The sequence below is a fragment of the Mesorhizobium sp. M2A.F.Ca.ET.037.01.1.1 genome (assembly GCF_003998075.1).
Taxonomy (GTDB): Bacteria; Pseudomonadota; Alphaproteobacteria; order Rhizobiales; family Rhizobiaceae; genus Mesorhizobium.
Genome location: NZ_RZSA01000039.1, coordinates 1 through 13,988 on the forward strand (window position 1 = coordinate 1; position 13,988 = coordinate 13,988).

Genomic DNA, 13,988 nt, shown 5'->3' on the forward strand with positions numbered 1-13,988 from the left:
GACTCGGTCAGGTAAGGGTGCTGGCCTGTACCTGCCCCAAGAACCAAGCCGTGAACTCCCGCCGATACGTATTTTTCGATCAACTCTTCGAAGAGGCCGTAATCGATCGCACCGGTAGGTTCGAACGGTGTCTGCATTGCAAGATTGATGCCCTTCAGGTCCGCCATTGCCGTTCCTCTTATTGCTAGACTTCCGCGCCTGCCTGCCTGAAACGAAGAGCGGTCACGAACCGGACGCCCATTGATGTGACAAGTCTCGGATAAGTCCTGCTCGGAGCGGCCCGCGTCTTCAGGATATCGATCACAGCCGAAGATTGCCCCGTGGCCAGTTCGGCGACAGCCTTGCCAAAGGCAGCCCCTCGAGCGACGCCGGTTCCATTACAGAAGGCGGCACCATAGACGTCGTGCGCCAACTCGCCGAAGACCATGCCGCCATTTTGCGCGAGCGTAAGCAGACCACCCCAGCTGGCCTCAAAGCCGATTGACGAAAGCCCGGGCCATCGGCGGTCAAATGCTACCTGCTGCTGGGTCCGCGCCCTAAGGACATCTTGTTTGGTTGTTTTGAAATTAGTCGCATACGAGTAAACGTTTCTAAGGAAAAGACGGTTGTCTATAGTACGTCGCACCGTCGTCCCAAAGCTATCGGCCGGAATAAGCCCATATGTTCGCTTGTTGCCCACGTTGGAAAGCTCGCTCTCAGTGAGCTGTCTGGTCATGCTCGCGAACGTGTAGAGTGGTATGGCTCGGTTTTCGAAGAAGCCAAATCTCGTCAGATAACCCGATGCGCAGATGATGACCTTCGAAGCCCTGATTGTTCCAGCAGGCGTCTCGCAGATGTGCTTCGGCGCACCGAACTGGACCGCCACAATGGCGGTGTTTTCATGGATGGTAACGTTCTCGGGGAGGCTGTTTACGGCGTTCTTGAGATACTTCGCAGGCTGGACCAGAATCGTGCCAGGGTGATGCAAAGCTTTGACGTAGTGCTTACTGCCGGTGATCGACTGAATTTCAGGGGCTTCAACCCAGCTGTACTTCTGTCCAAGCTTATCGAGCGCCTCCGAAAAGCGGTGTAGATCGGCAACGCCGTGAGACGTGGCCGCGCTGTGGTATTTCCCCTGCGGGTCCCAATCACAGTCTACCCCATGCTCCTCGACGGCGGTTCGAATGTAGGCGATGCCCTCAAGGTTGACGTACAGCTCTTCCTTGTTTCCCCTAATGTCTTCAACGAAGTCGCGTTTTCGGGGATTGTGCGCGAGATCGATGACGAAGCCCATGCACCGCCCCGATGCATTGTCCCCGATACGTCCGGCGTCGACGAGGATTACCGAAGACTGGGGGTTGAGTTCGGCAAATCGGCGGGCCGCGTGAAGCCCCATCCAGCCGCCGCCAATGACCAGGCAATCGCATGTGACATCGCCTTGCTGCGGCACTAAGGGTAGCTCCGGTCCCGACGTGCGGTACCACCCTGAGACTGTTGGCTCCGGATGCGGTGCTTGGACGACAATACGCTCTCTTGTCTTTGTTTGATTCAAAGAGTTCACTGCCAACTCGCTCGGTGAAGGCGGCCGGTGGGTAGTGCACCGCTCGCTCTGGCTTGTTCCTGTTTCGAATAAACGATGTGTCGTTCGTCTCGTAGACGGAAAATATGCGGTCTGATATAGACCTGCTTCATGTCCAAGCTTCGCAATCTTGTCCCATCGACGCATTCGCTTTTCGTCTTCGAAGCGGCGGCCCGAACGCTGAGTTTCAAGAACGCGGCCAGCGAACTCAACGTGACGCAGCCAAGTATCTCGCATTCGATCAAAATGTTCGAAAAGCATTGCGGGACGGCACTCTTTGTCCGAGACAATCGGGGAGTGCAGCTGACCGAGCCCGGCAGGCAGCTCTACGATGAGGTGCGCAACAGCTTCCGCCGTCTGGAACAGCGGCTTGAGACCATCACTGATCGCGGAACGAAGTACATAACTTTCGCAGCTTCGACATCTCTGGCGGCACATTGGCTCGCGCCTCAACTCTATCATTTCCAGGAAGAGCATCCGGACGTCAGGATCAAGGTGGTCGCCACCGACCGCGATGTCGAGCCAGATCATGAGATCGACGTGACGGTTTGGGTGCGGCCCCGGAATTTTGAAAGGGCCAACAGCTGGTTCGTTTGCGACGAGATCATCTTTCCCGTCTGCTCACCGGCATATCTTCTGTCGCACCCCGCTCCCCAAGCCGTCGAAGATCTGATCCACCATCAACTGATTCATTCGTCCGATGCTTTTCGCAAGCGCCTGGATTGGCCCGAATGGGTCGAGTTGGCAGGCGGCGATGCCAGCGACATCAAGCCCAATATCGTGTTCAATGACTACCAGCTAACGCTTCAAGCGGCTCTGGCTGGTGAAGGAATAGCATTGGGGTGGTCCCTTACCGCCCAGCAGTTGCTCGACAACCGCCTCCTGGTCAAGCCATTGCCAACCCAAATCCAGACCGACAGGGCCTTCTTTCTGTTGGCCAGCGAGGATGCCAGCAAGAACAAGAGATGCAAGATTTTGGTTGACTGGTTTCTCGTCCAGTCTGAAGAACTCCGCCCGTGACCTGAATTGCCCCTCACCCTATCCGCCTCTGGATATAAACTGGATTTAAGACAAGCGAAAGCTTTTGCGCATTCTCAGGACAATTGCCGGCGCCTATCATCAGCGCGAGATTAAGCTAGGGTCCGCCCCTATTGGACGGCCGGGCCACTGATGTTTGACGCGGGATGCGGGTCATTCCGCTGAGGGTGACGCGATGATGGACACTGATATTCCCGCAATCCGGCGCCGCACAGGCCAGTCTTCCGGTTCCCAGATTCACCTGCGGGAATAGTGGCTGGCAGCCTGAAAATCAACTCCCAAGGCTTCGAACCGGAAGCCTGATCGGTGCCCCATCGAGATGGGGCGCCGACCTCCTTTGAATTGAGCATCAGGTGAACCAACATGGCTGACGAAGAGATCATCCTTTCCGAGCTGTCCGACGAGGAACTCGTGCAGCAGATGCACGACGACCTTTATGACGGGCTGAAGGAAGAAATTGAGGAAGGCACGGCCATCCTGCTGGAGCGCGGATGGGCGCCCTACAAGGTGCTCACCGAGGCGCTGGTCGAAGGCATGCGCATCGTCGGCGAGGATTTTCGCGACGGTATCCTGTTTGTTCCGGAAGTGCTGCTGTCGGCCAATGCGATGAAGGCCGGCATGTTCATCCTGCGCCCGCTGCTTATCGCCACCGGCGCGCCAAAGCAGGGCAAGATGGTGATCGGCACCGTCAAGGGCGACATCCACGACATTGGCAAGAACCTCGTCGGCATGATGATGGAAGGCGCCGGCTTCGACGTCATCGACCTCGGCATCAACAATGCGGTCGAGAAGTATATGGCGGCGATTGAAGAGCATAAACCTGATATTGTCGGCATGTCGGCGCTGCTGACCACCACCATGCCCTACATGAAGGTCGTCATCGACACGATGAAGGAAAAGGGCATTCGCGACGACTATGTCGTGCTGGTCGGCGGTGCGCCGCTGAACGAGGAATTCGGCAAGGCCGTCGGCGCCGATGCCTATTGCCGCGACGCGGCGGTGGCTGTCGAGACCGCCAAGGACTTCATGAAGCGCAAGCATAACACCCGTAGTTGAATGGCTGCGGTGCCAACCCTGAAGGCGCCGGTGTCGTTTGCGGCCGCTCGATGTTGATCACCATCAACCAGGATGTATGACCTTATGAATGCGCCATTTTCAACAGGAGATCATTCGCGGATCGTGGGATGGAACCCCAGCCGGCAGGTGATCGACACGCAGGACGTATACCGACTGGTTATCCTGGCACTTCCCGGATTTTCGCTACTCAGCCTTTCGTCATTTGTAGATCCCCTTCGCATCGCGAATTCTGTGTCCGGTCGATCATTCTTCGAGTGGACGATTGCAAGCCTGGATGGCCAGCCGGTTGAATGCGCCAGCGGGTTCGTCCTGTCGGTCGGCAGCGACTTCGCTAGCACCGGCGAATGCGTTCCGGCTGGCAAAGGTACGAACATGGTCATTGTCTGTGCAGGCGAACGGGTCGAAAGGCAGACGTCTGCTGCTCTCAGCAAGATTCTTCGGCTTTGCAAGCGGCATGGTGTTCCAATCACAGCGTTGGGTACGGCGACATGGCTGTTGGCGGACAGCGGGTTGCTGGACGGCACCGCGTGCACAATCCATTGGGACAAGAGAGCCGCTTTCTCTGAAAAATTTGGCCGGCTTCAGGTCACTGACCGGCTATTCGTTCGTGATAGTCACCTCCTCACTTGCGCAGGAGAATTTGCGTCGTTCGACCTCGTTATGGAGCTGATCAGCGAACGCCTCGGCAGAGACATTGCGTTGACCGTCTGCCGACATACGACTGCCGGGTATTGGCGCCCTGCCTCTGATAGACAATGGACCATGAATGGCGGCGAAGCCGGCATCTGCAAGCCGGTCGCCGAAGTGATTCGCATTATGGAGGAGCATATTGAGGACCCGCTGCCCTTACGCGACATCGCAAGATGTGTCGGCCGCTCACAGCGTCAGATTGAACGGCTCTTCCAGCGATCGGTTTCGTTGTCTCCCATGCGCTTTTACCTGCATTTGAGACTTAGCCGCGCGAAGCGTCTCATTGCACAAACAGAGTTGCCGATTATTGAGATCGCGGTCGCCTGTGGTTTCGTGTCGGCCTCACATTTTTCGAAGTGCTTCCGCGAAGCCTTCGGCGCCAACCCCAGTACCTGTCGCGGCTGACCCATACTCGGTGACGCCCCCTTACGAGCCCCGCAAAACCCACGTGCCATCAATTGGCAAGCACCTCGGCAGCCTGGCTTTCGCGCTCAACGCGATCGGGCCGATGCTCCGATGGGAGCCGAGGCGTCGAAGAGCACCGTGCCTGACGTCGACCGAAGAAGCCATCGTCGTCTGCCGCTGGATGACGTCCTGGGCTGTCCGAGAGGACACCATCCAAAGCCCAGCTTAGCGCCTCATCACTGACTCCAGCGCCAGGGCAATCCTGACCTGCCCCAAAACGGCGATAGTCCCAGCGGACGCCTCCTTCGGCCGCAAATCTTCGACCGCATCTGCATTGCCAATGGCAATCGAGCACCGGGCTGATCAACCCGTACCAGCTCATTCCGGACCCACCACATAGCAGGCCACTGGAATTGATAGAGCTGACAACGTAGGAGGCGCGCGGGATTTTCATGAGTTCGCGGGCAGTGCTGTACGCTGGGTCGCAAGTTCACAACCCGACACTTTGTCGGCTTTGTTGTTTGCGGACAGGCTTCGTTGGAGCAATGTTGTGTTGTTGTGCCTCAGCCTGATAGCAGAATTCATCAAAATTGCTTTTCTTCGGGCTTTTGGCCAATTGGCACGAGCTTTGATTCTCACATTTGAGAGTTGGCATCAGGAGCCGAATAGCCGCTTCCGATTATGCCTATCAGAGGAGTTGCCATGAATACCGTCGATCAGCAGACGACACTGGAACAAGTCGCACGACAGCGCATCAGGGACGCCCTCGTACTCGAGGGCGACGCCGATCGCCTAACCCAATTCTATCGGGGATGGGCTGGGGCCTACGATGTGGATGTTGGCTCCGAGGGGTACTACGGCCCGATGATCGTGGCGGAACTAGCGGGCACCGTGCAGGCAGCCTATTTGAGCAGCGAGCGAACTGCCATCACAATCCTGGATGCTGGCTGCGGAACAGGCCTTGTCGGCGTGCAACTGGAACGCCTCGGCTTCGGGCTGATCGATGGGTTCGATCTTTCCAAAGAGATGGCCGAAAAGGCGCGGCAAACCCGAGTCTACCGTCATGTCCAAGACTGTGTCGACCTTAACGGAGTACTCTCTGAGTACGCCGACGCGGGCTATGATATCACGGTTTGCTGCGGTGTCTTTACACTTGGGCACGTTAGACCAGACGGGCTGCGCGAGCTGGCTCGCGTCACGCGCCCGAAAGGATTCATCATCACAAGCATCCGCAAGAGCTACGCCGAGGCCGCATTCTTCGAGGACGAAGCGCGGCGTCTGCAGGATGAGGGCGTTCTTTTACTGGCGCAGTGTCTAAGCAACGGCAGATACGTGGCCGAGGAGCGTGCGGACTATTGGGTCTTTCAAGTGCCCGAGAAGGTCAGCGCGGCAGAGCGACAGGGGTTGTGATCATGCTCTGCCTCGGGAGCGAAACCCTGTTGTGGATGACCTAAAGACGAGTAGGGGTATTTCCAGCACGGTGGCGCGTTTCAGTACTACTTCGCGTCACGATAAATCCAAATGGCCGGCAGCTATGCGTCGGCTTCAATCGGCAAAACAAAGGTGTACTAATGTCCAAAGGTTTAGTAGCCAGACTAGACGATAAGCTGCGCGCAAAACGCGAAAGCTTTGACAAAATACCGGTGGTCGACATCGGACCGCTCCTCAACGGTACGAACAAACAGGTGGTGGCCAGGGAGATACGGTGGGCGCTTTCCAATACTGGATTCATGTATGTGAAGAACCACGGAGTCCCGCAGGATTTCATACAATCGGTGTTTGATGTGAGCCGCAGGTTTTTTAATTTGCCATTGTCGCAGAAGTCGTCACTGCATATTGGCAATTCCGATTCGGCCTTTCGCGGTTACATTGAGCTGTTCGGCGAGAACACCGATCCGGGCAAGACCAAAGACCTCAAGGAGTGCTTCGACTTCGGACCTGAACGTTCGACCTTAGAAGGTCCCTTTTTTGGTCCTAACCAGTGGCCCTCAGGTTGGCCCGAGTTTCGGGAGCTGACATACAGATACCATCAAGAGATGGTGGGCCTATCGAAAAAACTTTTGCAGGGAATTGCGCTCAGTCTGGACCTGGCGGAAAGCTATTTCGAGGACCTCATGCGGAACCCGATCAGCATTCAGCGGCTGCTTCACTACCCGCCGCAGAGTGGTTATATCAGCGAAGACATGATCGGAATCGGCGCCCACACCGACTACGGCAATTTGACCATCCTTGCACAGGACGACGTCGGCGGTCTTCAGGTCATGAACCGAGACGGCGATTGGGTACAAGGCACGCCGATCCACGGTACTTTCATAATCAACGTCGGGGACCTGCTTCAGCGGCTCACCAACGGTGTCTATCTGGCCAACCTACATCGCGTAGTGAATAGCTCAGGGCGTGAGCGATACTCAATCCCCTTCTTTATCGATGCTGATTTCGATGCGATCATTGAGCCATTGGCCTCATGTGTCACTGACAGCAACCCTCTGCGCTACCGGCCGGTGACTTGCGGCGAACACAAACTCGGGCGTTTCGCAGCAAGTTATGCTCATTTGGCCAAAGCATGAGAGAGCGGGCCGCCGCCTACTCGCGTGACAATACACTGCGGGGTCGAAGCGGCCCAGTCGAACTCAGAAAACGCCATAGGTGGGACAGTATTGTCACGCATTAGTCCCTTGACCGCGCCTTTGAAACTCAATGTGCGCGGCATCTGGCGGCAACAGGGGTTTTGCAGCCACTTCCTGCGGTATGCTAACGCTTTCGAGACCTGGACCCCCGGCTGGCGTGTCACGCGCACCATCCGCAGCAGGATAAACTGCTCGCTTGCAGACGCGTTGTCACCACTTCGCCTGCTGGTCTGTCGGATTCGCTACACACGCGTGATAGGCAATCTCTTCGTTAGCCTCAGTCAAATAGCCGAGAGAAATCAAAATCCTCGGCTGCCGGGCGGGTGAATCGGCACGATTTTTGAGTGTTTCCTGGGAGAGACAGTAGGCGCCGCTGACTGGGACCTAAGGCGCAAAACATGGACAAGCCCCCAACTTCGTAAATTACTTGGAACCATCGGGATTTTAGGAGGACGTTCCGAAAACAGCGAAATTCCAAGCGACCTCTGGCGAAAAGTACTCATCCCTCAATCGAGCAGGCGAAAGAAACAGTATGTCTGATACTCACATAAACCAAGATCTGTCTATTTTGACGGATGACGTCGCGTGCGCAAAGCAGCTCAATGCCCGCAACGTAAAAATCCTCAGCACGGGAGGAGAAAGGGGGCGCGGGGTATTCGCTGCTCGCGACTTCCTGCCGGGGGAAATTGTCGTCATCGGGCTAATTGACCGTATGGAAACGGTTCGAACGACAAACTCCTTTCAACTGGACTGGAATGTCCATGCTCTCTTTCATAAGCCGGCTGTCATTGTGAATCATTGTTGTGATCCAAACTTAGCGATTGTGCCCAATCGCTTCGGGGCCTACGACTTCGTCGCCATTCAGCATATCTCTTCTGGCGCCGAAGTGACGTGGAACTACGCTACATCGGAATTCGAGTGCATTGGGTATCGGTATGTCTTTGTTCGTCTAGAAATTGCCGAGGCTCAGCCGGAGGCTTCTCCACATTGCCTCGCGATCATCCTCTGCTCGTATCGGGTTTTTACGCACCGTACCTCAAGAAAACCCAAGGCACCTTCCAAGAGAGAGATAGGGTTGCTTAGCCCCAGGGAACGCAACATGCGTCGGATGACCTGCTCGTTGGCAGTGCCGCCCTGACAGTGTTGCGCGCCGCGGTGAGCGTGCGCGGCCTCTGGCCAGTAGCGGACTTCAGATGAACTGCCTTGAACCAACGTGTGCGCACAATCTGTGCAATCCCCTGCGCGTCACCTGTCAATGCCACTCGTCCCCAAAAGTGCCGAAGTAAAATTCCCCAGTTTCGCCGCTCAGGCTGTCCCGGTGGGGGTGTCCATTTTTCGGTGGCCGGCCGCGCGGTCGCGATGGTGAATTTAATGTCGGCAATGTGATGGAGGCTTTTGATCGCAAGTGTTCTGGCATGAGCTCGGCGTGCTGGCGGAGCCGATAACTCGATCCTTCGATCTGGACGACGACCGCATGGTGAAGCAGGCGATCGAGAAGTGCGGTTGCGACGAGGGTCGCCGAAGACCTCGCCCCATTCGGCGAAGCCGCGATTTGAGGTAACAATCATTGCGCCCTTCTCGTAGCGGGCGTTTGCGAGTTGGAAGAACAGATTGCCGCCACCGTGGACGACGGGCAGGTAACCGAAGCGTCGACGCTCGTGCGTGAGGTCGCGCAGCCGACCACGCAGCTGTGTCTCTGGCGGTCGGCCAGACTGGTATCAATCATCTTGCGATCGGCGCCGACGAAGGACAGGCCCGACGCTCCGATAGGCCCATGACGGCCTGCAGATGCGCTACGGATTCGCGCTTGGCGGCGGGTCCTAACTTTTTTCGACAGAAGCTCGCGCACTGCCGAGGCTTCGAGCGTCGGCGAGCAGCTTCTTTAGCTTGGCGTTCTCGTCTTCCAAGGCCTCAGGCGCTTGGCGTCGGAGACGTCCATCCCGCCATACTTGGCCTTCCAGCTATACAGCGTCGCCTCGGAGATCCCGTGCTTGCGGGCAAGATCGCCAGCCTTCGCACCCTCTTCATGCTCGCGCATAACCGCGATGATCTGCTCTTCCGTAAATCGCTTTGTCTTCATCAGTCCGTAATCAAGGACCCTGACTCTAGTCTCAGATGGAGGAAATTCTCAGTGGCAGGTCTGTATTCAGGTGCTGCTGCCCCATCGCAGTCTGGCGCGAGGACTCTAAACGCCCAGACCGACAGCAACTGACAAAATGGCGGATTCGAAACAAACACCTGACAAAAATGTCCGCATCATTACACATGGATGTTTTCAAAGGTAAATTAATGCCGTCAGCGGGCGTTCAGCGCGCTGGCACGGCCTTTGCTGGTTGAAATGCGGCAAAACTGATTGACGGCTGACTGCATCGAAGCCCGCCTGACGATAGAGGCCTCCTTTCAGTCGACTCGGTGCACCGTCTCTCAGGGAACAGCTTGCCATAAAGCCGCGCAGCTTTGGGATGGCGTTGGAGAGCAATATGGTTTTGCAGATGGGGTCGCCGGCTCCTTCGATCAATGTGGAGACTTGGGTGCGCGGCGAGCCCATCGCACATTTCCAGCCCGGCAAAGTATACGTCGTCGAATTTTGGGCAACTGGGAGTGAACCATGTGCGGCGGCGATGCACCATCTGATGCAGATGCAGGAAAGGTTCAAGCACAGTGGGCTCGAGGTCATCGTGGTCGCGGCTCATGAAGGCGCGCTATCGACGGTTGAGGCGCGGGTCAAGCTGGACGCGTGGTTGACCGAAAAGTGCTCGAACCTGAATTTTCCGATCGCGTTCGACCATACGGGCCAAATGAAAAAGCGTTGGATGGAAGCAAGCTTTTCTGGCGAATTTCCGATCTTGTTTGTAATCGATGCAGACGGTCGTATCGCCTATATCGGTCACGCTACTCGACTTAACGAGGTCTTGGCGAGAGTGCTCAACGGCCGCTGGCGCACCAGCGACGCATCGAAAGTCGACTCGAAGCGGATCGCCGAGCGCGAACAAGCGTTGACCAAGTCAATTAATAGGAGATTTTGGGCCGCAGTGAGAAAAGAGGACTGGGAGACGGCACTCTCAGCAGTCGAAGAGGGCAGCGCCTTGATGCCCGACGACATCAACTTCCGCTTGGCTCAGGCGCATGTATTGCTTCACAGAATGCAAGACATGCCGGCCGGGTTGCCTGTCATACGCCAATTGGCTCGCGACGCGATCGAAAGGAACTCCGAGCATTGGCTGCTGGCAACATTAGACCAACTTTTCGGTCCGGCGCACGACCACTCGCACTTTCCGTCTCATGAGCGCTTCGCGCTCGGCAAAGAGTTGGCCGAGCATATCCTGGCACGCAATCCACTCCAAGGCGACGGCCACAAGTTCCGGACTTATCCGGCGGTGGCTCGATACTATCACGAGAGCGGCAACCAAGATCGTGCGATTGAGCTAATCGAGTTCGCACTGAAATCGCTGGACAGTGCGGACCCTATGCTGGACGAGCTGAAACAACACCTTCTACCGAACTTGCTGCAGGCCTTAGCCAACTACAAGGGTGAGGAGGTTTATTACGGCGCCCTCTGTGCGGCTCCGCAAAGCAATGTCCTGAAGGCACGATCGCAGGGCGGGCCGAGGAGAAAGCATAAAAGGGTTTGATAGCAAGAAGGGCTTACGGGCCAATTCGTTCAGGCATATGGGTCCATCGCAGCTGAATTGGCATCAATATACAGGGTGTTACTAAACATGTTCTGAGGATGCCTTTGAAACCCATGAAATCATGGTGGTATGGGACAAAGCCCGGGCACCTAACGAAGAAAGAAGCGTCAGCGCAGATGCTCGCATTTCAGTTCAAATCGACTAAGAGCAACGAATCGCGGCGCCGGACCGGGCTCGTGCGTCGCGCACGGCCATCAGGTTGGGCCTTCGGAGTCAGAGACGCCTATTCATCTTGCGGCCGCTTAATGGTCGCATCGCCGACGGGGTGGAGTAGGCCTTGACCACGCGGGAGAAGGTGTCCGGATTAAACCGGCCTGCGCGTGCGTCTCGCGTCGGCATGCTTGTAACGGTGAATGGCGAAAGGGCAGCCGAATGAAGCGTTTTATGGGGAAGGTCGCCTTAGTGACCGGGGCTAGCCGCGGCATTGGGGCGGCAATCGCCGACAGACTTGCCAGCGACGGGGCCAGAGTATTTGCGGTTCAGCTCGAGGCGACCGGTCATAGAGAAGGGATAGTCGCGGACCTTTGCGACCCCGGCGTTCCGAACATGGTAATTGACCATGTCGTTCGACAGGCTGGCCGCCTCGATATCCTGGTCAACAACGCTGGGTGCATGGTTGAAGCAAGGGTAGATGATACCGGGCTTGACGAGTGGCGACGCACAATGGCGCTGAATCTTGATGCTCCTTTCCTGCTGATCCGTCGCGCCATGCCTCATCTTCGCAGAAGCCGTGGCTCAATCGTCAATGTTGGCTCGATAGAGGGATTGGCCTCTAACCCAGGGCACGCGGCATATTGTGCCTCGAAGGCTGGGCTGCATGGCCTTACACGCGCCGTAGCGGTGGACGGCGGGCAAGACGGGGTGCGCTGCAATGGCGTAGCGCCTGGTTGGATCGATACGGATCTCAATGTCGATTTCGTCGCCGCTTTGCCCGAGAAGGCACTGGAACGGCTTGGTACCATTCATCCGTTGGGCCGAACAGGCCGCGTTGAGGAAGTTGCCGCCATGGTCGCATGGATTGCCTCCGACGAAGCTGCATTCGTCACCGGCCAGATTTTTGTCGTAGACGGTGGCCGAACTGCCAAGTTAAGTCTTCCGTGACGGTTAGTCGTATTTCGAACTGGGGCGGGCCGCTGGAACGCCATCCTCCCGCTGGCACCTGCCTTGTCGCTATCAGCCGCGACGTCGAGAACCGGGTCCGTCTGATGGTAAAGGAATATGGCGCCCAGTTCCGCCGCTCGGCAACGTCAGAGAATGATTGCCTACGGACATCTGCTGGGGCCAATCTCCGAGGCGGCGGTGCATTTAGGGTGAAATTTGCCGTGAACAGGAGAAGGCTCGATGGCAAATCTGGTCCTTCTACGTGGAGACGAGCGCCCCCGCCGCGGCGTGTTCGAGCGAGAGAGCATGCAATGTTCGCATGCCTTGGCGATGTGTTGTTTAGCGGCGCTGAGCTTGCTGCCATGCCTTCACCGCTAGGGCTGAACCAGGCGCGGATGTCCATGTGGGACCCAGCTCTCCTGGACCAGGAGGCATCTCATGCCGGTCTTGGCGGCGACCGCAGCGACCATGCGCGTATGGTTGGACTGCACGCCACCGGTTGTGACGAGCGTATCGGGCATCTGGCGCGATCGCGTCGGGCGGCGTCGTCATGAGCCAGGCGGTGCTGATCGCTGTCGGCATCGATTGGGACGGCCGGCGCCAGATCTTGGCCGTCGAGATGGCTAATCGCGAAAGCCGCTCGGCCTGGAGGGATTTCCTCGTCGCGCTGAAGGCGCGCGGGCTCAGGGGCGTCGAACTGGTCGTGTCCGACGATCATGCCAGCCTGGTGGCGGCGATCGGCGGGGTGATCCCCGAAGCCCGCCTGGCAGCGCTGCTACGTGCCTCAGGAACGCGCTCGATCACCTGCCGAGAAATCGTGGCGATGATTGCCTGCAGGAGTTGCGCTGGCTCTACGACCGCGCGATCTCGCCGAGGCCAAGGCCGATCTCGCCGCATGGCTTGCCAAATGGTCGGGCCGCTATCCGCGACTGACGAGCTGGGGAGAGGAGACCATCGAATGCACGCTGACCTTCTTTTGCCTGCCGCGCCAGCACCACAAGCACCTGAAGTCCACCAACATGCTGGAACGCCTCAACGAGGAAATCCGCCGGCGCACCTATGTCGTGCGCATCTTCCCGAACGCCGAAAGCTGCCTGCGCCTGGTCAGGGCGCTGGCCGTCGAAACCAACGAAAACTGGATGGAGGCCAACCGCTACATCAACATGGATGACCTGCGCGAGCACAAGAAGCTTGCTTTGCGCCAAGCCGCATGACCAGCTCAGAAAGAGCACGCGGCCGAAGTAGCCGGCCTGAAGCAGCAGCGAACAGGCCAGCGTCGTGACGACTGCCACACGGAGAATCCAAAGCGAAGTAAACCATCGACGCATTGCTGCACAGGACCAGCCCCACGAGCCGACAAAAAGATGAAGTGCAACGCCGTTCTCCTGGTTTTCGCCAGATCATGTTGCGAGCTGGTCGGCCGCAACATGCGTCTGGCAGTTCTTGGGGCAGACGCGGCCGCAGGCTCCGCAGCCTATGCAGCGGCCGGCATCTTCGACAACCATGATCATGCGATTGAGCTTGCCGTCGAAATCGTCGTCCTCGTCATCGCAGGGGCCGAGGATTTCACCCGCATCATCAACGCCGTGAAGATGCATCACATCGCGCGAGCAGACCTTGAAACAACGGCAGCAGCCGATGCAGGTCTTGCTATCGATGGAGGTCAGGTACGACGGCATCCAAATGGAGCCGTCACGGGTGGTGAATGTGCGCATCATCCTAAATTCTTCATTGAAGCGAGTTCTCTCTTGGCAACATCCAACTCGGCATAAACGGCTTGGGTTTTCTCGGCGACTTCCT

The 13,988-nt window shown here is 57.3% G+C and carries 12 protein-coding genes and 5 pseudogenes; 9 read left to right on the top strand and 8 right to left on the bottom strand.

Annotation, left to right across the window (positions count from 1 at the left end):
* Nucleotides 1–167 (bottom strand): dihydrodipicolinate synthase family protein (locus EOA27_RS03775; protein WP_189561952.1); only part of this gene is annotated, 167 nt, incomplete at its 3' end.
* 17 nt (nt 168–184) lie between these two features.
* The gene (locus EOA27_RS03780; RefSeq protein ID WP_245459658.1) at nt 185–1,429 is read right to left on the bottom strand and encodes an FAD-binding oxidoreductase; all 1,245 of its coding nucleotides are present in this window, start codon (nt 1,427–1,429) and stop codon (nt 185–187) included.
* A gap of 240 nt (nt 1,430–1,669) precedes the next feature.
* Between EOA27_RS03780 and EOA27_RS03785 the strand changes: the two genes are divergently transcribed.
* From EOA27_RS03785 to EOA27_RS03810, 6 genes are all read left to right on the top strand, one after another.
* The gene (locus EOA27_RS03785; RefSeq protein ID WP_126080616.1) at nt 1,670–2,578 is read left to right on the top strand and encodes a LysR substrate-binding domain-containing protein; all 909 of its coding nucleotides are present in this window, start codon (nt 1,670–1,672) and stop codon (nt 2,576–2,578) included.
* 381 nt (nt 2,579–2,959) lie between these two features.
* Entirely contained in the window at nt 2,960–3,652 is a 693-nt protein-coding gene (locus EOA27_RS03790; RefSeq protein ID WP_126080615.1) for a B12-binding domain-containing protein, read from the top strand.
* Nucleotides 3,653–3,736: 84 nt separating this feature from the next.
* Nucleotides 3,737–4,768, top strand: a complete 1,032-nt coding sequence (locus EOA27_RS03795) for a GlxA family transcriptional regulator (protein ID WP_164762826.1) — start codon at nt 3,737–3,739, stop codon at nt 4,766–4,768.
* 702 nt (nt 4,769–5,470) lie between these two features.
* Nucleotides 5,471–6,178: a class I SAM-dependent methyltransferase gene (locus EOA27_RS03800; RefSeq protein ID WP_126080613.1), complete on the top strand. Its 708-nt coding sequence runs from the start codon at nt 5,471–5,473 to the stop codon at nt 6,176–6,178.
* Nucleotides 6,179–6,339: 161 nt separating this feature from the next.
* Nucleotides 6,340–7,335 carry a 2-oxoglutarate and iron-dependent oxygenase domain-containing protein gene (locus EOA27_RS03805; protein ID WP_126080612.1) on the top strand — a complete coding sequence of 332 codons (996 nt, stop codon included), beginning with the start codon at nt 6,340–6,342 and terminating at the stop codon, nt 7,333–7,335.
* Between the two features lie 592 nt (nt 7,336–7,927).
* Nucleotides 7,928–8,533 (top strand): SET domain-containing protein-lysine N-methyltransferase, encoded by a 606-nt coding sequence (locus EOA27_RS03810; protein WP_127255505.1) that lies wholly within the window; start codon nt 7,928–7,930, stop codon nt 8,531–8,533.
* A gap of 114 nt (nt 8,534–8,647) precedes the next feature.
* On the opposite strand, the pseudogene EOA27_RS40460 reads toward EOA27_RS03810, so the two are convergent.
* The 3 genes and pseudogenes from EOA27_RS40460 to EOA27_RS40465 all read right to left on the bottom strand — a co-directional run.
* Nucleotides 8,648–9,038: pseudogene (locus EOA27_RS40460) on the bottom strand (ATP-binding protein); the annotation flags it as partial.
* A pseudogene (locus tag EOA27_RS03815) lies at nt 9,033–9,475 on the bottom strand (transposase); the annotation flags it as partial. The pseudogenes EOA27_RS40460 and EOA27_RS03815, both read right to left, overlap by 6 nt.
* Nucleotides 9,476–9,670: 195 nt before the next feature.
* The gene (locus tag EOA27_RS40465) at nt 9,671–9,943 is read right to left on the bottom strand and encodes a hypothetical protein (RefSeq protein WP_189353850.1); all 273 of its coding nucleotides are present in this window, start codon (nt 9,941–9,943) and stop codon (nt 9,671–9,673) included.
* On the opposite strand from EOA27_RS40465, the gene EOA27_RS03820 reads away from it, so the two are divergent.
* The gene (locus EOA27_RS03820) at nt 9,927–11,027 is read left to right on the top strand and encodes a redoxin domain-containing protein (RefSeq protein ID WP_348526306.1); all 1,101 of its coding nucleotides are present in this window, start codon (nt 9,927–9,929) and stop codon (nt 11,025–11,027) included. The two genes, EOA27_RS40465 and EOA27_RS03820, sit on opposite strands and share 17 nt — an antisense overlap.
* A 432-nt stretch (nt 11,028–11,459) precedes the next feature.
* Nucleotides 11,460–12,188, top strand: coding sequence for an SDR family oxidoreductase (locus EOA27_RS03825; protein WP_126080609.1), 729 nt, complete (start codon nt 11,460–11,462; stop codon nt 12,186–12,188).
* Between the two features lie 401 nt (nt 12,189–12,589).
* On the opposite strand, the pseudogene EOA27_RS03830 reads toward EOA27_RS03825, so the two are convergent.
* Nucleotides 12,590–12,703: pseudogene (locus EOA27_RS03830) on the bottom strand (aminocyclopropane-1-carboxylate deaminase/D-cysteine desulfhydrase family protein); the annotation flags it as partial.
* Between the two features lie 26 nt (nt 12,704–12,729).
* Between EOA27_RS03830 and EOA27_RS03835 the strand changes: the two are divergent.
* Nucleotides 12,730–13,402 (top strand): annotated as a pseudogene (locus EOA27_RS03835) (transposase); the annotation flags it as partial.
* A gap of 36 nt (nt 13,403–13,438) precedes the next feature.
* On the opposite strand, the pseudogene EOA27_RS41910 reads toward EOA27_RS03835, so the two are convergent.
* Together EOA27_RS41910 and fdxB are read right to left on the bottom strand one after the other, a co-directional pair.
* Nucleotides 13,439–13,516, bottom strand: a pseudogene (locus tag EOA27_RS41910) (hypothetical protein); the annotation flags it as partial.
* A gap of 72 nt (nt 13,517–13,588) precedes the next feature.
* Nucleotides 13,589–13,906 carry a ferredoxin III, nif-specific gene (fdxB, locus tag EOA27_RS03845; protein ID WP_189343318.1) on the bottom strand — a complete coding sequence of 106 codons (318 nt, stop codon included), beginning with the start codon at nt 13,904–13,906 and terminating at the stop codon, nt 13,589–13,591.
* Nucleotides 13,907–13,988 lie beyond the last annotated feature (82 nt).